General features: G+C 34.6%; 20 protein-coding genes. 15 read left to right on the top strand and 5 right to left on the bottom strand.

Features of this window, described 5'->3' with window-relative positions; genetic code table 11:
* The first annotated feature begins 108 nt into the window (after window positions 1–108).
* From ACFS6I_RS02850 to ACFS6I_RS02835, 4 genes are all read left to right on the top strand, one after another.
* On the top strand, window positions 109–423 hold the full coding sequence (locus ACFS6I_RS02850; RefSeq protein WP_132843318.1) for a TFIIB-type zinc ribbon-containing protein: 315 nt from the start codon (window positions 109–111) through the stop codon (window positions 421–423).
* A gap of 400 nt (window positions 424–823) precedes the next feature.
* Complete coding sequence (locus ACFS6I_RS02845) at window positions 824–2,122, top strand: TolC family protein (protein ID WP_380918054.1); 1,299 nt, start codon at window positions 824–826, stop codon at window positions 2,120–2,122.
* Window positions 2,122–3,183 (top strand): HlyD family secretion protein, encoded by a 1,062-nt coding sequence (locus ACFS6I_RS02840; protein WP_380918052.1) that lies wholly within the window; start codon window positions 2,122–2,124, stop codon window positions 3,181–3,183. The genes ACFS6I_RS02845 and ACFS6I_RS02840 overlap by 1 nt, the downstream gene beginning before the upstream one ends.
* Window positions 3,183–4,760, top strand: a complete 1,578-nt coding sequence (locus tag ACFS6I_RS02835) for a hypothetical protein (protein WP_380918050.1) — start codon at window positions 3,183–3,185, stop codon at window positions 4,758–4,760. The genes ACFS6I_RS02840 and ACFS6I_RS02835 overlap by 1 nt, the downstream gene beginning before the upstream one ends.
* Before the next feature lie 63 nt (window positions 4,761–4,823).
* Here ACFS6I_RS02835 and ACFS6I_RS02830 read toward each other — a convergent pair whose 3' ends face one another.
* Complete coding sequence (locus ACFS6I_RS02830; protein WP_132843326.1) at window positions 4,824–5,282, bottom strand: MaoC family dehydratase; 459 nt, start codon at window positions 5,280–5,282, stop codon at window positions 4,824–4,826.
* A 226-nt stretch (window positions 5,283–5,508) separates the two neighbouring features.
* Here ACFS6I_RS02830 and ACFS6I_RS02825 point away from each other — a divergent pair, with 226 nt between their 5' ends.
* Complete coding sequence (locus ACFS6I_RS02825) at window positions 5,509–6,030, top strand: TlpA family protein disulfide reductase (protein WP_380918048.1); 522 nt, start codon at window positions 5,509–5,511, stop codon at window positions 6,028–6,030.
* Between the two features lie 45 nt (window positions 6,031–6,075).
* On the opposite strand, the gene ACFS6I_RS02820 is transcribed toward ACFS6I_RS02825, so the two are convergent.
* Window positions 6,076–6,825, bottom strand: coding sequence for an isocitrate lyase/PEP mutase family protein (locus tag ACFS6I_RS02820; protein ID WP_132843329.1), 750 nt, complete (start codon window positions 6,823–6,825; stop codon window positions 6,076–6,078).
* Between the two features lie 70 nt (window positions 6,826–6,895).
* The gene (locus tag ACFS6I_RS02815; RefSeq protein ID WP_165902446.1) at window positions 6,896–7,813 is read right to left on the bottom strand and encodes a DUF4377 domain-containing protein; all 918 of its coding nucleotides are present in this window, start codon (window positions 7,811–7,813) and stop codon (window positions 6,896–6,898) included.
* Between the two features lie 58 nt (window positions 7,814–7,871).
* On the opposite strand from ACFS6I_RS02815, the gene ACFS6I_RS02810 reads away from it, so the two are divergent.
* From ACFS6I_RS02810 to ACFS6I_RS02795, 4 genes are all read left to right on the top strand, one after another.
* On the top strand, window positions 7,872–8,753 hold the full coding sequence (locus tag ACFS6I_RS02810; protein ID WP_380918045.1) for a hypothetical protein: 882 nt from the start codon (window positions 7,872–7,874) through the stop codon (window positions 8,751–8,753).
* A 4-nt stretch (window positions 8,754–8,757) separates the two neighbouring features.
* Window positions 8,758–9,597: an alpha/beta hydrolase gene (locus tag ACFS6I_RS02805; RefSeq protein ID WP_132843334.1), complete on the top strand. Its 840-nt coding sequence runs from the start codon at window positions 8,758–8,760 to the stop codon at window positions 9,595–9,597.
* Window positions 9,598–9,733: 136 nt separating this feature from the next.
* A complete protein-coding gene (locus ACFS6I_RS02800; protein WP_380918043.1) occupies window positions 9,734–12,064 on the top strand; it encodes a TonB-dependent receptor in 2,331 nt (776 codons plus the stop codon).
* A 111-nt stretch (window positions 12,065–12,175) separates the two neighbouring features.
* Entirely contained in the window at window positions 12,176–12,997 is an 822-nt protein-coding gene (locus tag ACFS6I_RS02795; RefSeq protein ID WP_132772932.1) for a DUF4249 domain-containing protein, read from the top strand.
* Here ACFS6I_RS02795 and ACFS6I_RS02790 read toward each other — a convergent pair.
* Window positions 12,976–13,584 carry a polysaccharide deacetylase family protein gene (locus tag ACFS6I_RS02790; RefSeq protein WP_132843338.1) on the bottom strand — a complete coding sequence of 203 codons (609 nt, stop codon included), beginning with the start codon at window positions 13,582–13,584 and terminating at the stop codon, window positions 12,976–12,978. The genes ACFS6I_RS02795 and ACFS6I_RS02790 overlap by 22 nt on opposite strands.
* A gap of 45 nt (window positions 13,585–13,629) precedes the next feature.
* Between ACFS6I_RS02790 and ACFS6I_RS02785 the strand changes: the two genes are divergently transcribed.
* The 5 genes from ACFS6I_RS02785 (at window position 13,630) to ACFS6I_RS02765 (ending at window position 18,685) form a co-directional block, all read left to right on the top strand.
* On the top strand, window positions 13,630–15,000 hold the full coding sequence (locus ACFS6I_RS02785) for a TolC family protein (RefSeq protein ID WP_132772929.1): 1,371 nt from the start codon (window positions 13,630–13,632) through the stop codon (window positions 14,998–15,000).
* 20 nt (window positions 15,001–15,020) lie between these two features.
* On the top strand, window positions 15,021–16,322 hold the full coding sequence (locus ACFS6I_RS02780) for an efflux RND transporter periplasmic adaptor subunit (RefSeq protein WP_132772927.1): 1,302 nt from the start codon (window positions 15,021–15,023) through the stop codon (window positions 16,320–16,322).
* Between the two features lie 90 nt (window positions 16,323–16,412).
* The gene (locus tag ACFS6I_RS02775) at window positions 16,413–17,357 is read left to right on the top strand and encodes a ComEA family DNA-binding protein (protein ID WP_380918040.1); all 945 of its coding nucleotides are present in this window, start codon (window positions 16,413–16,415) and stop codon (window positions 17,355–17,357) included.
* A 2-nt stretch (window positions 17,358–17,359) separates the two neighbouring features.
* The gene (locus tag ACFS6I_RS02770) at window positions 17,360–17,890 is read left to right on the top strand and encodes an adenine phosphoribosyltransferase (protein WP_380918038.1); all 531 of its coding nucleotides are present in this window, start codon (window positions 17,360–17,362) and stop codon (window positions 17,888–17,890) included.
* Window positions 17,891–17,920: 30 nt separating this feature from the next.
* On the top strand, window positions 17,921–18,685 hold the full coding sequence (locus tag ACFS6I_RS02765; RefSeq protein ID WP_380918036.1) for a TerC family protein: 765 nt from the start codon (window positions 17,921–17,923) through the stop codon (window positions 18,683–18,685).
* Window positions 18,686–18,750: 65 nt separating this feature from the next.
* Here the strand turns inward: ACFS6I_RS02765 and ACFS6I_RS02760 are convergent, their stop codons facing one another.
* Window positions 18,751–20,163 carry an alkaline phosphatase gene (locus ACFS6I_RS02760; RefSeq protein ID WP_380918034.1) on the bottom strand — a complete coding sequence of 471 codons (1,413 nt, stop codon included), beginning with the start codon at window positions 20,161–20,163 and terminating at the stop codon, window positions 18,751–18,753.
* A 214-nt stretch (window positions 20,164–20,377) separates the two neighbouring features.
* On the opposite strand from ACFS6I_RS02760, the gene ACFS6I_RS02755 reads away from it, so the two are divergent.
* Window positions 20,378–21,898 (top strand): OmpA family protein, encoded by a 1,521-nt coding sequence (locus tag ACFS6I_RS02755; protein ID WP_380918032.1) that lies wholly within the window; start codon window positions 20,378–20,380, stop codon window positions 21,896–21,898.
* Window positions 21,899–21,974: the final 76 nt, after the last annotated feature.

Raw genomic sequence — 21,974 nt, 5'->3', positions numbered from 1 at the left:
TGAAATATCCTGTTAAATAATGTGAAATGTGGGACATCGTTGCTAGAACACAACCTTAATTTCAGTAAATTGCTATTTAATTAATTGAAAAATTAGAAATAGAAAAATATGAAATGTCCAAATTGCAACGAAACTTTATTGATGACAGAGCGTCATCAGGTTGAAATTGATTATTGCCCTATTTGTAGAGGTGTCTGGTTGGATAAAGGAGAACTTGATAAGCTGATGTCTTATGCCGCTGAGCAAAACAAAGTATCTTCAAATACTTATGAAGATCGATCGCTCCGTACAGAGCATAGCAATAGGGAAAGATCCGATTATCGTGAACATTACCGCGAGGGTCATCGTGATGACCATAATAAACATCAACAATATCCTAAAAAGAAGAAATCATTTCTTTCAGATTTCTTTGATTTTGATTAAAATCTGTTCTTAAATTATAACTGTTTTATTATAGCCTGCCAAGGAATAAGTTAGGTTTTTATGGTTTGGTCTAGCTAAAAAATATATGATACCATAAGGAAAAGGTCTGCTGAATACATTCCCGTAATTCAATAGACCTTTTTTACGTCATATGGGCTTTATATTAGAAAAAAACACAGCATGAATGGTAAGTATATTTCTATTGTGGAATTTAATTTTCATTAAGAGAATTATTACGTTTTTATAACGTGTCTTAATTGAGTTGTTTGGTGTATCATTTATTTGATTTTGTCTTTTATGCATAATATATTGGCAATTGTGAAGAAATTATTTATCCAAATAGTCTCTATGTTTGCAACGCAAAATTTTTATAAAAACGAAAGTGATATCTATTACCAGCATGGTAAAGCGGGTGCTAACAATTGGGTTGTTGTTATCTGCTATTTCAGAAGTACAGGCTTCTGATACGTTACGAACATCTTTAGAAGATATAATCAGTAAGGCATTGCTGAATTCCAAGCAAATAGAAACGTCCTATTTGCGGATTGAAGAAAGTAAATTGGCGATCCAGCAACAGCGAATGGAATTACTCCCCGAAATTTCGTTACACGGTGCTGCCAGTTATGCAACTAATATGCCCGTTTATGATCATGGACTATTTAACAAACCAAGTCAACACGATGTCATTCATTATTTATATGATACGGGAATTGACTTTTATCTAAATCTTTACAATGGGCATAAAGATTTAATGAAAATCGAATCCCGAAAACTGGAACAGGAGCTTGCTTCTATTGCTTGGGCAAATGATAAAGCACGTATTAAATTGGATGTCTGTAATCTCTTTTTAGATCTAGAAAGATCTTATATGGATAAAACCCTAATTGAATCAGATATTGTCGATCAGAAAGCACAGTTAAAAGAGATAAAAAATTTATATACTTCGGGTGTTTTACTCCACAGTGATGTATTGCGTATGGAACTGGAACTTTCTAAACGCGAACTGTTGCTGGTTCAAATTGACCATGATATTCAAGCATTCAATCAGAGATTAAATTTCATTATTGGTGGCGATGCCACAATCGTTCCAATACCGCATGATTTTATGGTAAGGGTTGAAAGTTATGATGAATCTTGGGCTTTTGCTAAACACCATGCTTTTGTGTTGCAGCAATCTGAACAGGAAGTGAAAATAAAACAGCTGGCAATTAAGCAATCTAAAGCAAATTATCTACCAGAACTTGGTATTGCTGGTAATTTTACTTTTGCCAATCCACAAATATTTCTATATCCATATAATGATAGTTGGTATAATTTAGGAATCGTGGGCCTCAAATTGAAGGTTCCAATTTCAGCTGTTTATCGCAATAAAAATCTCGTTAGAGTCGCGAAAGTTGCATTGGATAGAGAAGAAGTAAAGCATCATCTAGAAGAAGAGCATATGCAACGTCAACTTTTGCAAGCACATCTGGATTATAAATTAGCTTGTGTACAACGAGATGTGTGCTTGAAGAATGTGGGTCTTGCCAAAGAAAATGCTCGTATTATCAAAAACCGTTATTTTAAAGCATCAGCTCTTGTCACAGATCTGTTAGACGCAGACATGGAGCATCTAAAAACGTTATTTGAACTCGAAACTGCTAAAATAGCAATACAGAAACACTATTATTTTATTGAATTCTTAAAAGGTACTATTTAATGAAACCTAAATCTCGTTGGTTATTGACCGATGCTAAGTTGACAAAATTAACGAACTGGATCGCAGCTCTTGTATTATGTGCATTATTGTTCTGGGGAGGACGCACATTATGGATTCGGTTAAACTATGCTTACACAAATGATGCCCAGGTAACTCAGTATATCAATCCCATTATCTCCAGAGTGGGAGGGTACATTGTCTCTGTGCATTACCATGATCACCAATTTGTAAAACGCGGTGATACGTTGCTGATTATTGATCAACGTGAATATAGATACGAGGCCGATCAAGCTAATGCTTCTGTATACAAAGAGCATGCTGAAATGAATGTGTTGAGCAGTCAAAAGCAGATCCTAATGGAGGAGCATGAATCATTAAAGAAATCTATTGATGCAAATGAGGCTAGGGTAACGAAGCAACAACTAGAGTATGATCGGTATAAATTTCTTTATGAAGAAAAATCTGCCACAGCCCAGCAAATGGAAGATGTGAAAGCGACATTAGACGTGTATAAAAGTGAATTGGCCGCACTTCAGCATAAATTGGAAGCTTCGCAAGAGCGTGTCAGAGATGTCGAAGTGCAAAAAACAGTAGTCAGTGCAGAAAAGAATAGACTGGCTGCTGCGGCAGGAAGAAAACATCTGGATGTTGGATACACAGTGGTTCGTGCTCCTTATGACGGTATGATTGGCAAACGGAGTATAGAAGAAGGTCAGATGGTTAATGCTGGTGAAGTATTGGGATTTATTGTTAATGCTGAGACACCGACTTGGGTGACTGCAAATTTTAAAGAAACCCAATTGCGCTATCTGCGTATTCATGATTCGGTAGAGGTGATCGCTGATGCTTATCCCGATCAAGTCTTTAAAGGGAAAATTATTTCAATTTCCCCTGCTACAGGCTCTTCTTTTTCGTTGTTACCTCCTGATAATGCAACTGGAAATTTTGTTAAAATAGTACAACGTGTTCCAGTGCGAATTGAATTGGATAAAAAGCAGGGTGAACAAATCTTGCGCTCAGGCATGAATGTCAATGTATCGGTTGTTAAAAATAAAAAGTAGTGAAAGAGATATTTAAGGAATGGGTTCCGGAATGGCTGATTAAGCTAATATTATTCAGTTGCTTAATGCCGAGTATGGTATTATTCTTTTTGCCCGGAGCCAATATTCAAGTTACTGCAGGTTATTATGGCAGTCAGCCCAGCGATGTTCAGTTTTTGATAATTCTGTTCTATGCCGGATTTGTTGGCTTTTATATTTTAGAAAGACGTTTTTTCCTCTTTTTTCCAGTAAAGCAATATTATGTTATATTCAACTTATTACAGATATTTAATTGTTTTCTGATGTACTGGATTACGGATATTACCTGGGTCTATGCTTTGCGCTTTCTACAGGGAATGTTATTTGCAAGTGCGGTCAACCTATCCATATCGATGATTTTTTCAAGATTAAATAGTGAGCGAGCCAAGGAGGTAACCTATTCTATCTTTTTCGGAATGTTGCTCTGCAGCTCTCCTTTTAACAGTTTTGTTACTGCAGAGTTTATTGATTCCTTTAATTTCGATGTACTATATCTTTATGCTGCGTTAGCTTTTATGCCGGGCTTATTACTGGTATTGATTTCAATGAAATCAATACGTCATATTAGACCTTATCCTTTGTTTTCACTAGACTGGCCAAGTAGTATCTATTTTAGTGGTGTCATCATTGCCTTTGGTTATATTATGGTGTATGGACAAGAAGTGTACTGGTTTTCGGATCAGCATATGCAGGTTGCATTGTTACTGGGGATTGCTTTGTTAATTTGCTTTATTATTCGTCAGATGATTTTAAAACGCGTGTATGTTGATATTTCCATCTTTAAAAATCGACGCTTATTTTTAGGCTTATTGATCCTTTTTATGATGTATATCGAACGATTTTCACTTTCCGTGTCCAATCAATATTTTTCTCAGGTTTTAAAACTAGATCCGATCCATTTATCCTATGTGCAGTGGTTTAATATTTTAGGAATTATAATGGGGGTATTATTTTCCATGTACTGGATTGTTGCCCATAAAGCAGTCAAGTGGATCTGGATATTAGGTTATTGTTTTTTATTGAGTTTCCATCAGGTGATGTTTTTTTCTTTTGAAAGCGAAGGGAACGATTATTATTTCTGGATTCCTTTATGGCTCCACGGATTTGGGGTTGGATTGATCATGGTGCCTACTATTTTATTTACAATAGCGAGTGTGAAGTCACATTTGGCCGTTTCTGCGGCGGCGGTTTGTCTGGCTATACGGTATTTGGGCTATACCAGTAGTATCGGTTTACAAAATTTCTTCAAATTATTTGACACCAATCAACATCAGATGGTTTTTCAAGACTATCTGCAGCAGAATAATATCATTTTACAGCGTTATTTTGAAAAAGAAAGTGCAACGTTGCTGAAAAATGGTCTTCAGTTTCATGAACATGCAACAGCGGTCAAATTGGTGACAGAACGTGTCAAAAATCAGGCTTTTGTACGTTTTGCAATGGATTATTATGAATTGATGTCACTCATCAGCATTGGTATTCTGATTGTTATTTTTTTATCACCATCGCTTAAAAGTATGTATAAAAAACTTAAGCGGAATATGGTATCTCCCGCTTAGCTTTTGTTAAATATACGAAGCATCCATGTCCAATTATATGAACATGGATGCTTTGTATATTTACTACATGAAGTGATAAAGGAATATAACATCACCTACATATGCAGGTTTAGCATTGTCCTTAATCAATAATGTAGCTTCAATAATAACTTTTATAACACCTCTTAAATTGGTGACAGATTTTACTTTTGCTTGCAACTGAACTTCACTATTAACTAAAACAGCTTGGCCAAATTTTAGATTTTCAATACCGTAATTAATCTCCATTTTCACATTTCTAACCTCGGCGATCTGCTTCCAAAGGTAGGGGATGAGTGAGAGTGTTAAGTATCCATGCGCAATAGTAGATTTGAAAGGTCCTTCGGACTCAGCTTTTTCTTTATCGACATGAATCCATTGATGGTCTAGAGTAGCATCTGCAAAACTATTGATCTGTTTCTGATCAATTTTGTGCCATTCTGATAATCCCAAAAGCTTTCCTTCATAGGATTTATAATCTTCGTAATTGTTTATTGTAAGCATATTTCTTTGATATGTTAGTTGTAAGCTGATTATTTTTGATCATGTATCAGTTTGTTTAAATGAATATAGCGATTATATATTAAAATAAGATTACCATTTTAAGGAATACAGCAAAAGGTTATCTTTTATTTCTTTAATCTTTTGATTGTGAGGTCGGTGTTTAGTTAATGCTATTATAAAAGTTGATGAAAAACTCTATTTTTGACATTAGACTATAAATAATGTTATGCGCGTATACCAAAAAAATGTAGGATGGTTAATTTTGATGATTGGATTTATCTGTTCCTCCTTTATTGTTTCCATAAATATAAAAGAGTATTCATCAAGATTGCAACAAGATTATGATGTTTTATTTGAAAATAGTAATGGTGAGGATATCAATTTAAGCAATCTGAAAGGAAAGGTTGTTGTGATCAACTATTGGGCAAAATGGTGTATGCCCTGTCTAGCTGAGATGCCGGGACTGAATCAACTTTATCTCGACATGAGAGAAAATAGGAATATCATTTTCATGGCAGTAGATATGGACGGCAATGCAGTTAAAGGGGAGCATTTTATGAAAAAAAGAAAGTATAGTATTCCAGTATATCGTATTAAAACAGAGCTACCGGTGGATTTGCAAACGAAATCTATACCAACAACAATTATTCTGGATAGAAAAGGGGTACTGGTAAATAAACATGTAGGGGGAATGAACTTTAAGTCAACTAAATTTAAAGAAGCACTACAGCAGTTGAGTGAGGAATAAAATTATAACAGCCATTTAAATTAATAAAATAGCTGTTATAAAATATTATTTAGGAAGTTTTGGATTTGCCAAAAAATCATGAAATAGTTTTGTGTTTTGAGCGACTAAATATTCGTAAATTTTTGCCCCATGACTCAGTCTTTTCACACCTAGTTCTGCTAATACAGCGGGTTTTGCGAGTTTATCTGTTAGAAATAAATTAAGCGGTAAACGTGTTGAATTAACAATTTTTTCGATATCTGTTTTAGTTTCTGCTAGTGGTACAAATAAACCATCAGCACCTGCTTCTTCATAAATTTTCGCTCTTTTAATAGTTTCTTCGAGCGCATTTTCATGTTTAGTGGTAAAGGTATCAATTCTAGCATTAATAAATATATTCTTAGTAGTCGATTTAATTGCCTCAATCTTTTCTGTTAAAATACCTGTTTTACCAAGCTTGCGTCCAGACTTAACCACCTTTCCGTCCTCCAAATTGATTCCTACAACGCCCATTTCAGAAAGCTGTGTTACATATTTAGCAACTTCAAATGGGTTGTCCGAATAACCAGATTCAAAATCGACAGAAACAGGTATTTTTACGGATTTCACTATTCTTTCGACTACAAATAATAACTCATTCACAGGTATTTGCTCTCCATCGGCATAGCCAAGTGAATTAGCAATTGCATGACTGGAGGTCCCTAAAGCCTGAAATCCGGCAGATGCCGCTATTTTAGCACTTTGTGCATCCCAGACATTTCCTAAAATCAGCAAGCTACTCTGCTGATGCAGTTTTGTGAATTTTGTATATGACATAATTACGATCTTTTTATTGTAAAACACATCATCCTACATATTTGTTTTTGTAAAAAGCATTATTGAAGACTTATTTTTCTGTAAGACCGAAAATTGCAACGTGTTTATTTTTAATATAAAGATTAAAAGTCTGCTCCGCTATATCATAATGAAGTTCTCTGTTTTCAAGGATTTGATATAAGTCAGATTCAATATTATCACCCATACATGCCCGCATCGTTGTTCCTATATTTGGAAACTCAATCGTATTACTAGTAATGATAAAGGGTCCAAAGAAATTATTACAGCTCGAGTTTCCTGATATCCGGCCCTTTTCAGCGTCAAAAAGTAGGTAAGCATTATATTTCGCTACGTCTTTTCCATTTAAACTAATCAATTTCCACTTATGTCTAGATAAGAATACTGCGGCTGTTGGTAAAGATCTTTTGTTTTTACTTGCTGTTTTTGTCACAATTTTTACAAGATCATACTGATAAGCTGAAGCATCTTGCGGAGGATTTTCGATTTTGGTACGCTTCACTATTAATTTATAAATATAACCTTCTTCGTAATCAAATCCGTTTATATGACTGTAAAAATATTCCCAATCATCTTTGGGAGTAGATCTTACCTGTAAGCATTTCATTTGCCCTACGCCCTGACAATCTACCCATTTATCATTGATTTCTAAGGTCATTTTATCCGAGTTGACCTCAGATTTTTGTACTGTTTTTAGCAGAGTATAACGATAACTAGATTTATTAGGTAGTGAATTCGCTACTTTTGTTCTTCTAATTCGCAGTTCATAATTATAATTAGGATCGTAAGTGAAAGATTCTATTTTAGCATAAAAAGGTTCCCAATCTGCACTATTATAATATTTTACCTGCAATGCCTGCTCTTTCTGGATACCGCTTTTCATTTTAATGGTAAAATCATTTGTTTGCGCCAAAGATGTTAAACTAAATGCTGTAAGAGGTAAAAATATTAGAGATGAAAATTTGATCATATGCTTCATTTGTAAATAGAAAACGTTGTTTGATTAAAAAATATTGTATTTTTAACGCATGAACCTATTAAACAAAGTTATTGTTTTTTCCTTTTTGTTTTTACAATTTCATATCGCATTTACCCAAACCAGCAAACAGCTCTTTAAATCGCAGGTGGCCTTAGGTGAGATTTCTGATAGGAAATTAAATGAATTGTCCGGAATTATCAGTGCGAAACAATCATCCTGTTTTTGGGTGCACAATGATAGTGGAGATAAGGCTCGGGTTTATTTGATCGATAAGAAATGTAGTTTGCTATGTACATATGAACTAGAATCCATTGTTGTGAAGGACTGTGAAGATATCGCGCGCGTAATCATCAATGGAAATTCATTTTTAATTTTAGCAGATATTGGAGATAATAATTCGAAACGTGAAAATATAAAACTTCACATATTTCCTGAGCCAACATATCAGCATGGTGATACGCTAATTCATATTCCGAAGAAAGTAATCCGTACCGTTACGTTGCGATATAAGAATGGTCCTCGGGATGCAGAAGCTTTATTTGTTGATCCCGTCGATCGTCAGCTTTATGTTATTTCGAAAAGAGATTTTCAATCAACAGTTTACAAGGCTACAATATTTAATAATGTGAAAAAGAATTTCAGCCTATTGACACCCGTTCAAACATTGCCATTTACTTTTACAACTTCCGCAAATATTAGTCCTACAGGTAGTGCGATAATAATTAAGAACTTAACGCAAATATTTTATTGGACTAGAAATAGGAACGATTCTATTGAACAGGCTCTGTCTAGGAAACCAACATTAATTCCTTATCAGGTTGAACCGCAAGGGGAAGCTATTACTTTTGGATTAAACGGAGAAGGATTTTATACCATCAGTGAACGTCCGTTTGGACTTAAATCATCACTTTATTTTTTTGAAAAACAATAATACAATGAACATGAAACTCAAATATTGGTTAGTGGCACTATTTTTTTTATTTCTCATTAAAGGTCATGCCGCTACTGTAGATACATTAACAATCAATAGTAAAAGTATGCTTAAAGGGATAAAGGCTGTTGTAATTCTACCTGAAAAATACGATAAGAAAAATCAATATCCCGTGCTTTATCTACTTCATGGTTTTGGTGGACGTTATGATAATTGGGTAAATAATGTTCCTGCTGTAAAAAAGCTTGTTGATAACTATCAATACATAGTTGTCTGTCCTGATGGAGGATTTGATAGCTGGTATTGGGACGTAAAAGGTGATCAAAATTATCAGTATGATACTTTTGTTAGTCAAGAATTAATAACTCACATTGATGCTAATTATTCAACAAAGAAAGATCGATCAGGACGAGCAATAACAGGATTGAGCATGGGAGGACATGGAGCCATGACATTAGCGCTTAATCATCAGGATATATACGGTGCCGCCGGAAGTACCTCTGGTGGATTGGATATTCGTCCTTTTCCTATGAATTGGAATATCAAAAGTAGAATCGGAACCTATACGGCTCATCCTGTTGAATGGGAGAATAAATCAGTTATCAATCAAGTGCATTTGCTTGAACCCAACAAATTGGATTTGATCATAGATTGTGGGAAGGAAGATTTTTTCTATAAAGTAAATGTAGCAATTCATGATAAATTAGATTATAACAATATTCCACATACATTTATTACCCGGTCAGGTGCTCATAACTGGGATTATTGGTCTAAATCAATCATTTATCAGATGGCATTTTTCAATGAGTTCTTTATAAAAAAAGATACTTTTGTAAAAAATTAATAAATAATTGGCTATTATGAATAAATGATTTATTTTTGTTTTTCCAAAATCTTTATTAATTAATTATAAACTTATGACACAAAGCCTTGCTAACCACAAGGCTTTTTTTATCTTTGGTAAACACTAAATCAAAATAATGTTACGATCTCTTAGACCTATCTTTTTTGTCTTGTTCTTTTTATTTTTTTCTCAAATTTTTGCTCAGGGCAAATTCCAATATTCTGGATACATTAAAAACGCAACTAATGGTGAAACTCTAATTGGAGCAGTAATTCGGGATTTGAATTCTAGTCAGATTGCAAGAACAAATAATTATGGATTCTATTCCATTCAGTTGCCTGCCGGAAATCAATCTATTGCTGTATCTTATGTTGGATTTGATGAGCAAGTTTTCAATGTTGTGATTGATCGAGATAGTGTACTCAATGTTGATATGACCCCTGGAGGAAGAAAGCTTGAAGAAGTTGTGGTGTCAGGAAGACGGAAGATCGGTAATGTATCTGGTGTGCAAACCGGTTTGGTTAAATTAGAAATAAAAGATATTAAAAATATTCCCGTTGTTTTTGGAGAGCAAGACGTTTTAAAAACAATTCAATTGCTACCAGGTGTGACAAGTGGAGGAGAAGGCAGTAGTTCTTTTTATGTGCGTGGTGGTGGGGGTGATCAGAATTTAATATTACTAGATGAAGCAGCGGTATATAATGCGTCACATTTATTTGGTTTTTTCTCTACATTTAATTCTGATGCGATTAAAGATGTGAATTTTTATAAAGGTGGTATGCCGGCACATTTTGGAGGTAAGGTTTCCTCCGTTATGGACATCAGTATGATTGATGGAAATAACAAAGAGCTTGGTGTAGAAGGAGGTGTGGGCTTAATCGCATCTAGACTTAAAGTGGAAGGACCTATAGTAAAAGACAAAGGGTCTTTTATGATTAGTGGACGTAGAACTTATGCCGATTTATTTCTTAAATTATCGAAGGATGAAGATGTAAACAAAAGCAAATTGTTTTTCTATGACCTGAATGCTAAAGTAAATTATCGTTTTGATAATAAGAATTCCTTGTTTCTATCTGGTTATTTTGGAAAAGATGCCATGGCCTATAGTGATTTGTTTGATTTTAATTGGGGTAATGCGACTGGTACGATACGCTGGAATCACGTTTGGACTAATAAGCTCTTTAGTAACACAACATTTATCTACAGCGATTTTAATTACAACGTGAATATTGAAGATAATTCAAACTTCAAAATCACTTCAAAGATTGAAAATTTGAATTTTAAACAAGATTTTCAATATTATCCTAATAATGATCATCAGATCCGGTTTGGAGTTCAAGCATCTGTTCAGACAATTCGTCCTGCCAGTCTTTTTGGGGGAGAGGGATCTGCAGTAAACACAATTGAGATCGAACCAAGAAAAGGATTGGAGACGGCTGTTTACGTGTCAGATGAATGGTCTATATCAGATAAATTTAAAGCATTGTACGGTATACGCGTTAATAACTATAGTATGTTAGGGCCAGGTACCATCTATAGTTTTGATGCTGATGGAAATGCCACAGAGAAAACTATTTATGAGAAAAATCAGATAATTCAAAATTATCTCACTGTAGAACCAAGATTGTCATTAAATTATATGTTCAATGACAATCAAAGTATAAAGGCATCCTTAAATCGTAATTCTCAAAACTTGCATCAGCTCACGAATACGACATCAAGCCTTCCAACAGATCAATTTGTTTTAAGTTCCAATAACATCAAACCACAGTTAGCAAATCAAGTATCACTAGGCTATTTTCAGAATTTTGAAAATGCAAAATATGAAGCTTCGGTAGAAGCCTATTACAAAGATCTGCAAAACCAGATTGATTTTAAGAATGGTGCTGACTTACAGGCAAACGAAATGTTGGATGGAGAATTATTATTCGGTAAAGGAAGAGCTTATGGCGTAGAATGGTTTTTGAAAAAAAATAAAGGAAAATTAACAGGATGGTTGAGCTATACGCTATCGAAAAGTGAGCGTCAATTTGATCAGATTAATAATGGAGCATGGTTCAATGCCAGACAAGATAAAACTCATAATGTCGCTTTAGTAGCGATGTATAAGCTGACAGATAAATGGACTTTGGGCTCTACATTTGTTTACTACACAGGTGATGCGGTTACTTTTCCTTCTGGAAAATATCAGGTAGACGGTAAAACCTTGTTTTATTATACAGATCGCAATAGTTATCGGATGCCTAATTATCACCGTCTTGATGTATCTGCAACTTACGATCCAGGTGCCAAGCTCAATAAAAGGTATTCCTCATCGTGGTCTTTTGGGCTTTATAATGCATACAACAGAAAAAATGCGTACTTAATTGATTTTAGAGAGAATGAGGATAATGCTAATATTACGGAGGCTTACCGTATCGCTTTATTCGGTATAATTCCTTCTGTGACCTGGAATTTTAAATTTTAATGATTTTAAAAGTAAGGTACCGATAGGTATTCAAGAAGTTAAATCATCAAAACAAGCATTAGCGTGATGATCTATAAGAATTGATTATTAATGAATAAATAAATTATTGTGATGAATATAAAAACTGTTTTTAATTGTATCGTGTTGGTAACGGCCGTATTTTTAAGTTCATGTGAAGATAAAATAGATTTAGAGTTAGATGCTGTAGTAGGTAAATATGTTATTGTCGGAGATCTGCATAATGCAAATGTGTCTCAAACAATCTCCATTAACCGTGTTGTCGACTTTTCGAATACATCACCCAACGATCCGGTGTTAGGCGCTTATGTGCAAGTGACAAATATGAGTAGTGGCCGTTCTTATCAATTTGCTGATAGGAATAATGGTAGCTATGTTATTGATAGAATGACTTTCAAAGAAGGTGATCGATATGCCTTATCAGTTACAATGTCTGATGGAAGCCATTTTGAGTCAACCTGTATCATGCCTAAATATGTAGCAGTAGATTCCATCGGTTTAGTTCGTAAAAAAAGATTTAATGATGAATATATATATGCTTCATTTGGTTTTAATGATCCAGCTAATCAAGATAACTATTACAAGTATAAGTTGAAATTGAATGATGAGGAATTTAAATTTAGCGATGTATTTAGTGATAAATTTAATGATGGATTATTTGTTGAGCATGAAATAAGTAATGAAGATGAAGACATAAAAGTTGGAGACGAAATTCAAGTTTTGAGACAATGTATCGCCAAGGATGTATACACATACTGGTCCAATGTTAAAGGGTTAAACCCAGGTTCTGCAGCTCCCTCTAATCCGATATCCAATATATCTAATGGGGCACTTGGATATTTTAGTGTTAGTAGTGCGCAATACTATGAACTGAAAGTACTTGAAAAAGCAAATCATAATACTTCGAATCGGTAGTTTTTCTCTAATAAATAAGCTATAGTTTTAGGAAGTGCATATTCTACACGAGGTATTGCTTTAATATTGTCATGAAAAACGATAATTGATCCATTTTCGGTATTTCTGATTGCATTTTTTAAACACTGGTCAGGGGAAAGTGAAAGGTCAAAATCACCGGTTAGAACATCCCACATGATAATTTCATATGCAGAATAGAGTTCTTTTAATTGAGATTTTTTAGCTCTTCCATATGGAGGGCGAAATAGCTTACTTTTGGTAAGCTCTTGACACTGTTGGATGTTTTCGAGATACTTAGCATCGTCAGTTTTCCAGCCTTTTAAATGATTGTAAGTATGATTTCCGACTTGATGGCCTTCAGACAAAATTCTTTCGAATAAATGTGGATTTTTTTTAATATTTTCACCTACGCAAAAAAAAGTCGCTTTGATGTTGTACTGTTTTAAAGTATCTAAAACAAATGGAGTTAATTCCGGAATAGGACCATCATCAAAAGTGAGGTAAATTTTGTTTTCTTTCCTTGATTTATTCCAGATTGATTTTGGATATAATAATTTAAGAAAGAAAGGTGCTTTAACAAGATACATACTTTTTTATTTTAGCAAAAATATTAAAACTATTAGGTTCTTACTATGGACGATAGAAAAAATTATAAGAAAATGGCTTTTATGACCATCATGTTTTCCTTGATGGGGTATGCGGGGTTTGGACAAGGACAAATAACCGTAGAAGAAGCTATTCGAATTACTTTAGAAAGAAACCTGCAGGTTAAGCAGGCTACTTTAAATAAAGATTTAGCGGCGCAGGACGTCTATCAGGCAAAATCTAATTTATATCCCGATTTGAGCATAGGTGTAAATCAGCGATTTAATAATGGATTTGCATTTGACCAGGTATCGGGTACCGTGATCACGGGAAATGAATGGACGAGGACATCAAGCGCTTCTGTGAGTTCTAATGTAACCATTTTTCAAGGTTTTCAGAAGATCAACCAGATTAAAGCTAATAAATTACTATTAGAGTCATCCGCTACGCAAATCGAAAAGATAAAATATGATTTGATGTTATCTGTATTGGTTAATTATTTGGAAGCAATCACAAACAGTGAATTGACGATTGCGAGCCAACAGCAGATTCTTTTATCTAAAGAACAGGTGAAAAATGATTCCATCCAATTTCAAGTAGGTAATAAAACTTTGGCTGATCTTTCTCAATCTAAAAATCAAGTTGCCACGGATGAGCTTAATTTGGTAAATGCTAGAAATGCCTATGAATCTTCTTTATTGACATTAAAACAATTGATGGAGATGTCTCCACAAGCAGAATTGAAATTGGTTAAACCGGAAGTAGAAGCGGTGGATTATGTGCTCGGTCAATATTCGGCAGTTAATGTCTTCGAAAAAGCTAAAAGTTTCAATCCAGAGGTAAAGAAGGCTCAATTAGATAAGGAAGTAGCATTAAAACAAATTGATATTGCCAAAGGAGGCTATTATCCTTCTCTTTCATTAGGAGTGAGTTATGGTACCAATTATTCTTCCAAAGGAAGAAATTTAATTACCGGAGATTATCTTCCTTTTGGTGACCAGTTTAATCAAAATAAATCATTTGGGGCAGGACTGACTTTGTCGGTACCAATTTTTGATAATAATAAGAACCGAATAAATGTATCAAAAGCTAAGATTAATCTAGAATTGGCAGAAACCAGTCAACAGCTTTTAGAAACAAATTTAAATAAAACCGTTAATCAGGCTGTTTTAGACCTTTCTGCCGCAGCACAGCGTTATCAATCTAGTTTAGCGGCTTTTAGTAGTGCGACAGATGCATTTCAAGTGATCAAGGAACGCTATGATATAGGTATGGCAAATGGTATTGAACTGTTTACCGCACAAACAAATAGAAATAAAGCTGAATTTGATTTAATCCAAGCAAAGTATAATATGATCTTTAAAGATAAAATAATTGATTATTATGTTGGAAATCCAATTAAATTTGATGTTAAATAACCCCTTAATGAAAATCTGAAATGGCTAAAAAGAAAAGTAAATTACCAAAAATCATATTAATAAGTGCAGTCGTTATATTAATATTGGTTTTAGTTGGCAGCAAATTGGGATGGTTCGGAAAAGGGGATATCGTTAAAGTTGCTGTAGATCCTGTAAAGGAAATGAATATCAATGAGCTGGTTTCTGCAAGTGGTAAAATTCAACCAGAATTTGAAGTTAAATTGAGTTCTGAGGTATCTGGTGAAGTTGTGGAACTAAATATTAAAGAAGGTGATTTAGTGAAAAAGGGACAAGTTCTCTGTCGTATAAAACCTGATATCTTGCAATCGGGTTATGAACGGTCTATTGCTACTTTGAATTCTCAGAAAGCAAATCTGGCAGCTGCACAACAACAATTAAAACAGCAACAAGCTAATTTTAGTAATGTTGAAGCAACTTACAAGAGAAATCTTGAATTGTTTAACAAAAGAGTAATCTCAGCAGCTGAAATGGACAAAAGCTCGGCAGAATACTACTCAACTTTAGCAGCTATTGAAGCACAAAGACAGACTGTATTATCTACGAAATTTGGTATAGACCAATCTCAGGCAACTGTCAAAGAAGCAAAAGATAATTTAGATCGTACTACAATTTATTCGCCAAGTGACGGTGTCGTGTCATTATTATCTATTGAGTTAGGCGAGCGTGTTGTTGGAACGGCACAGATGGCGGGTACAGAAATCATGCGTATTGCCAATATGGACGCTATGGAGGTCAATGTAGATGTGAATGAAAATGATATTAATCGTGTCCGTGTAGGAAACGAAGCAGAGATTGAAGTTGACGCTTATCAAGATCGTAAATTTAAAGGTATCGTTACTGAAATTGCTTCTTCATCTAAAAATATTGCTACAGTGACTGCTGGTTCATCAACCGAGCAGGTTACAAACTTTAATGTCAAAGTGCGTATACAATTGAGCTCTTATGAGGATTTAATTAAGGAGAATAGTGCCTCTCCTTTTAAACCAGGTTTATCTGCAACAGTACAGATCTTTACTAAACATCAGAAGGGGTTGGCTATTCCGATACAATCTGTTACCATAAGAAATGGTACAGGAGCAGATAGTTTAAGCACAGACAGTTTGAAAGAATATGTATTTGTCTTTAACAATGGACTGGTTAAACAAACCGTTGTGAAAACAGGCATTCAGGACGATAAAAATATTATAATTTTATCGGGTCTTAAAAAAGGTGATGAGGTTGTCTCAAGGCCATTTGATGCTATTTCTAAAACTTTAAAGAACGATAGTAAAGTAGAAAAAGTAGATAAAAATAGTTTATAACGTATTTTGATGTAGTATTTATCTGGTTTTCAGATTATTTAGTTTTGTTTTATTTAAATTTTATGTATTTTAAATGAAAACTAAATTATTGTGCTACGTCAGTTTTTTAAATACTTCAAGTTCTCAAGAACTGAACAGAATGGATTCTTTGTACTGAGTATATTGATGCTATTCCTGTTCAGTTTTCCTTTTGTAGCTAATTTTTTTAACAAATCCGATTTAAATTTAGAAAGTTACAATATTCAGGCTTTTACATCTGTTGAAAATGATACAACAGGTGTTGGTCAATCGAATGATTATCGGTCTTTAGGGGATTATAAGGATAAAGATCCTTATGATAAAAAGGTTAAAGGTAGTTTATTTCGATTTGATCCCAATCGTTTGGATCAAGCAGGTTGGCTAAAACTGGGACTTAAAGAGAAGCAGGTTCAAGTTATACTCAATTATAGAGAAAAAGGTGGCCGGTTTTATAAAAAGGAAGATTTAGCTAAGATCTATTCTATCTCTCCGACTAAATTTAAGCAATTGGAAAATTATATTGAAATTGCACCAACGACAGTTAAAAATCAGGTTCAAAGTATAGAAAAAAATAGTGCAGGTTGGTTTACGAATAATGCTGAAAATAAATTAAAACCTTTAGAGGTTGACATAAACAATGCAGATACTACTGCTTTCATAGCGCTAAGAGGTATCGGTTCAACTTTTGCCAAAAGGATTGTGAAATATAGAGAGTCTCTGGGGGGCTTTATATCTGTTGATCAGATTAAAGAGATTTATGGGCTACCTGTTGAAACATTTGAGGCTATACTTCCTTTTTTAAAGATTAGTTCTCATCATGCAGTTTCAAAATTAACAATTAACGAGCTGGATGTAAAGTCTTTGTCTAAACATCCTTATATTAGTTTTAAGCAAAGTACTGCAATCGTCAATTACAGAAATCAACATGGTCATTTTCGTAATTTGGAAGATTTAAAAAAGGTCATCTTATTAGATGATGATTTTTTGCGTAAACTTGCTCCGTATTTAATCTTTTAAAGATGCTTGAAGAAAAATTAAAACATATTATTCGGGATGTATATGATTTCCCTAAACCTGGAATAGTTTTTAAGGATATTACATCGTTACTGCAAAATGCGCAGTTGTGTGAAGAGATGGTCGATGCTTTTGTAGAACAGGTAAAGGATTGTAAACTTGATGCTGTTGCTGGTATTGAGAGCAGAGGTTTTCTGTTTGGAATGATGTTGGCTAATCGTTTGAAGATTCCTTTTGTTCCCATCCGTAAGCAGGGCAAATTACCCTTTCATACAATTTCAGAGTCTTATGCTCTTGAATATGGGCAGGCGACTATAGAAATGCATGAAGATGCCTTTCCAAAAGGTAGTAGGATCCTGATCCATGATGACTTGCTGGCTACAGGTGGCACTGTAGTGGCTGCAAGTAAATTGATTGAAAAATTAGGTGGTGAAATCGCTGGATATTGTTTTGTCATAAGCCTAGATTTTTTAAATAGCCAGGGAAGATTAACCCGGTTTAGTCCCCATGTTTTTTCATTAGCACATTATAAATAATTTAATTTATAAAAACCCTCAACATATTTTATGGAATGGATCTCAGACCCACAGATTTGGATTTCACTACTGACATTGACAGTACTGGAAGTCGTGCTCGGAATAGATAATATTGTTTTTATCTCTATTCTTAGCGGTAAACTCCCTGCCGAACAGCAAAAAAAGGCCCGTCAGTTAGGTTTGATGTTGGCATTAGTAACTCGTGTGCTTCTGTTATTTTCAATTAAATGGATCATGTCTTTGACGGAACCATTTATTAATCTTGCAACTACTTTTGGTATCAACAATCCGGACTGGTCTCGTTATCTCGAATTGTCAGGTAGGGATCTGATTCTATTTATTGGAGGTCTATTTTTAATTTATAAAAGTACGACCGAGATACATCATAAAATGGACGGGCATACAGAAGAACATAAAGTCAATAAAAAGGGCGCAACTTTTTTAAGTACAATTTTTCAGATATTAATCTTAGATATTGTTTTTTCATTAGACTCTGTAATCACTGCGGTGGGTATGGTTGATCAAATAGGTGTGATGGTTGCGGCAGTAATTATTGCTGTTGTTATTATGTTACTATCTTCCGAGCAGATCAGTAAGTTCGTCAATAATTATCCTTCCGTGAAAATGCTAGCTTTGTCTTTCCTGCTTTTGATCGGGGTGTCGCTGACAGCAGAAGCATTTGATCAGCATATTCCAAAAGGATATATTTATTTTGCAATGGCTTTCTCTGTTTTAGTCGAATTTTTAAATATTAAAAGCGAGAAAAAACAGATGCATAAACAGCATGATAAATAGATGAAGATTTAAAATAAAAATGCGGGGGTAATCATTTTTGATTACCCCCGCATTTTTATTGCTTATTATAAGCTTAATTCCGCAGCCTGTGCGATTTTCTTAGGAATATCCGTGTTTTCCATTTTGTGAGTAAACAGTTCAGAACCAGCTCCGATTGCATAAACAGGAACGTAACCTGCAGAGTGATTACCAGAAGCCCATGAAATATTAGCGGCTTCATTTAATGTTTTGACAGCTTCAGCTACTAGTTTTTCATCATTCGCATACAGGCTTTTTTCTGTTGCGTTTACATGTTTGATAAAACTATTTTCATAAGCCTGGAACATAGCTTTTTCTTGACGTTCATTGACTTTAATTTTTGTCCATAAACCAAGATTTTCCGCTAGTATATTTTTGATTTGCTCCCAGGTTGTCTTAGGTTGTTCTATACGTATTTTAGTAATTATTTTAGAAAGTTCTCCCTGAGAAACTTTTTGATTTACGAGGGCTTTGAAGTTTAAATTGCTACTTCCATTTCCTAAAGTCATACCACCTGTTTCGTGGTCTGCGGTAATAATGATCAATGTTTCTTCCGGATGTTTTAAGTAAAAATCATAAGCAGCCTGTACCGAGTTATTGAAATCGACTACTTCATGCAGTGTAGTTGCCGCATCATTGCTGTGGCTGGACCAATCAATCTTACCACCCTCGACCATTAAGAAAAATCCTTTATCGTTATTTTTTGTCAGCGACTCAATTGCGACTTCAGTAATTTCTTTAAGATTGAGATCTCCATCTTTTTGATCAATTGCAAATTTTAAAGATTCAGGATCAGTATCTTTATTGTTCATTAAGATGATTTTATCAGCTTTTGTTTTTAGTCGATTATAATCCGATTTTCCGAAAGCCAAAGTATAACCTGATTGCTCAAATAAAGTAAAAATAGGGGTAGCAGTTTCTTTAGAAGCTGTCGTATTATGATTTAAAAAGCCAGACCCCCCAAAAAAATCAAAATTTGATTTGGTGATATCGGTTGCTATTTCATAATATTTGTTTCTACTTGTTTGATGTGCATAGAATGATGCAGGGGTAGCGTGATCAATACTCACACTCGTGGTGATGCCAACTTTTAAGCCTTTTTCTTTAGCCGCATAAGCGATGCTTTTTAAAGGTTTTGTTTGTGTTGAGTCCATTCCAATAACACCATTTTTAGTTTTTGACCCTACAGCAAGTGCAGTTCCACCAGCAGCCGAATCGGTAATGCCATTGGATAGGGAGTATGTGGAGGCAAAAGTAGCGACAGGAAAAAGCGAAAATACTAAAGGTTTCAAACCGATTCTATTTTCAAGGTCTGCCAAATAGACTTCTGTAGAATTGACCTGATTGAGTCCCATACCATCACCGATCATATAGAATATATATTTAGGTTTATTTTGAGCAAATAAAATAGATAGTGATGCTAAATAGAAAAATGTCGTTGCGAGTGTACGTTTGATCATGTTTAATAATAGTTGATGTTGGTATTTATAGTCTTAATATCAGGGCTAATATAACAAACCCATATTTGTTTAATGTTAAGTTTTAAAATTCAGCATTATATATTGTGTTAAAACAATTCTTGGTATGTAATTGTTACAACAAGGTGAAATTGTAGCATAGCACTTGATCGTGAAGTGTAACTTAAAGTAACGGATAAACTAAAATTTGAACATTATGGAAATTAACCTTTTAAATTCTGCTAAAGAATTTTTTAATGATGAAGTCTTATCTAAGCTCGGTAATTCCGTAGGGGAAGATAAAGAAAAAGTGAAATCAGCTATTGGAGCAATTGTTCCTATTGTTTTCTTAGGGTTGCAAAAAGAGTCAGGAACTGGCTTAGCTGCAATTGTAGAGAAAGCTAAACAATATTATGGAGATTTTAATTTTGGTGACTTTTTAAAAACCAATACTGAAACAGGACGTATTAATGGATTGGTAGATGCAGAGCCTATTGAACCTCATCACAATGACCTTTTACAATCTATCTTTGGAGACAAGTTTAATTCAATTATTTCGAGTTTAGGCAGCCTTGTTGGAGGCAATGAATCCACTGTAGAAAAGTTATTAAGTGTTTCATTACCTGCTGTATTCTCGGGTTTAACACAAAATGGAACAAATTGGGATGTAAGTGCAATCGGTCGATTATTAAATGAAAATAAGGATAATTTTACAGCCGCATTGCCTTCAGGATTTGGATTAGCTGCATTTGGAACTTCTTTTGCTCAGACCGATCAAATTAGATCCTCTTCTACTGATAGTGAATTACACGATAGCAGTATTACGGATAAGCCTGTAGAAGCAATATTGGTATCAGTGCCAGTTACAAAAGAGGAACCTAAAGTAACTCACCCAGAAGAGGTCACAAATGAAGCTGTTTCCAAAGATGAGGAGCTATCTATTGAAACGCCTCCGCTTGTTCCACCGCCACCTGTGCATCATGATACCCCCGTGGGTGTAGCACCTCCGATTGTACCTCCTATAGATCATGTGCCTATTATCCCACCTCCTCCTTCAGGCCCTATTGTTGATCCATTACATACAGAAACCCCGTCTTCTGGCGGTGGAGGAATTTGGAAAATTTTAATACCCATCGTAATTATTGCTGTTCTTTGGTTCTTATTTGGGAAAGGTTGTAAAGGGGAGAAAGATCAGGTAGTTGTTACCGATAGCATGAATACAGCAGCTGTAGACACAAGTTTGACTGTTGTTGCTGTTACTCCGGTAGTTCGCGAAAGTTTAGAGGTGATTTTGCCGGATGGTGTAAAGTTAAAAGCATATAAAGGTGGTATTGAAGATCAGTTGGTGCAGTTTCTAAAAACAGACTACAAAGCGCTGAGCGAGGATGAACTGAAAGATAAGTGGTTTAATTTTGATAATTTAAATTTTGAAACAGGTACGGCTAAAGTGCTTCCTGAAAGTCAAGTTCAATTAGAAAACATAGCGGCAATTCTAAAAGCTTTCCCTGCAGCAACTGTAAAGATTGGCGGGTATACAGATAAAACTGGAAATGAGGATTTTAATAAGAAATTATCTACAGATCGCGCTGAGGTAGTTAAAGTATATTTGATTGGAAAAGGTCCTAGTAGTCAGGTTATTGGCGCTGAAGGTTATGGTTCTGAGTTTGCAAAAGCAGCAGCTGATGCACCTGAAGCGGAACGCGTATTGGATCGTATCGTTGCTATAAGCGTACGATAGGTCCAATTGGAACAGAAAAAGGAGGTGAACGAAGTTCATCTCTTTTTTTTATTTCACTATAATATTGCATTTTTGC

Source organism: Sphingobacterium anhuiense (assembly GCF_042686355.1).
Classification (GTDB): domain Bacteria; phylum Bacteroidota; class Bacteroidia; order Sphingobacteriales; family Sphingobacteriaceae; genus Sphingobacterium; species Sphingobacterium anhuiense.
This window is presented reverse-complemented; position numbering and strand designations above follow the sequence as displayed.

Coding starts and splice junctions, on each gene's coding strand:
- ACFS6I_RS02790 (WP_132843338.1), bottom strand. CDS start 13,584: ATGTATCTTGTTAAAGCACCTTTCTTTCTTAAATTATTATATCCAAAA.
- ACFS6I_RS02845 (WP_380918054.1), top strand. CDS start 824: ATGGTAAAGCGGGTGCTAACAATTGGGTTGTTGTTATCTGCTATTTCA.
- ACFS6I_RS02820 (WP_132843329.1), bottom strand. CDS start 6,825: ATGTCATATACAAAATTCACAAAACTGCATCAGCAGAGTAGCTTGCTG.
- ACFS6I_RS02805 (WP_132843334.1), top strand. CDS start 8,758: ATGAACATGAAACTCAAATATTGGTTAGTGGCACTATTTTTTTTATTT.
- ACFS6I_RS02795 (WP_132772932.1), top strand. CDS start 12,176: ATGAATATAAAAACTGTTTTTAATTGTATCGTGTTGGTAACGGCCGTA.
- ACFS6I_RS02830 (WP_132843326.1), bottom strand. CDS start 5,282: ATGCTTACAATAAACAATTACGAAGATTATAAATCCTATGAAGGAAAG.
- ACFS6I_RS02785 (WP_132772929.1), top strand. CDS start 13,630: ATGGACGATAGAAAAAATTATAAGAAAATGGCTTTTATGACCATCATG.
- ACFS6I_RS02825 (WP_380918048.1), top strand. CDS start 5,509: ATGCGCGTATACCAAAAAAATGTAGGATGGTTAATTTTGATGATTGGA.
- ACFS6I_RS02760 (WP_380918034.1), bottom strand. CDS start 20,163: ATGATCAAACGTACACTCGCAACGACATTTTTCTATTTAGCATCACTA.
- ACFS6I_RS02840 (WP_380918052.1), top strand. CDS start 2,122: ATGAAACCTAAATCTCGTTGGTTATTGACCGATGCTAAGTTGACAAAA.
- ACFS6I_RS02800 (WP_380918043.1), top strand. CDS start 9,734: ATGTTACGATCTCTTAGACCTATCTTTTTTGTCTTGTTCTTTTTATTT.
- ACFS6I_RS02780 (WP_132772927.1), top strand. CDS start 15,021: ATGGCTAAAAAGAAAAGTAAATTACCAAAAATCATATTAATAAGTGCA.
- ACFS6I_RS02765 (WP_380918036.1), top strand. CDS start 17,921: ATGGAATGGATCTCAGACCCACAGATTTGGATTTCACTACTGACATTG.
- ACFS6I_RS02810 (WP_380918045.1), top strand. CDS start 7,872: ATGAACCTATTAAACAAAGTTATTGTTTTTTCCTTTTTGTTTTTACAA.
- ACFS6I_RS02755 (WP_380918032.1), top strand. CDS start 20,378: ATGGAAATTAACCTTTTAAATTCTGCTAAAGAATTTTTTAATGATGAA.
- ACFS6I_RS02815 (WP_165902446.1), bottom strand. CDS start 7,813: ATGATCAAATTTTCATCTCTAATATTTTTACCTCTTACAGCATTTAGT.
- ACFS6I_RS02770 (WP_380918038.1), top strand. CDS start 17,360: ATGCTTGAAGAAAAATTAAAACATATTATTCGGGATGTATATGATTTC.
- ACFS6I_RS02850 (WP_132843318.1), top strand. CDS start 109: ATGAAATGTCCAAATTGCAACGAAACTTTATTGATGACAGAGCGTCAT.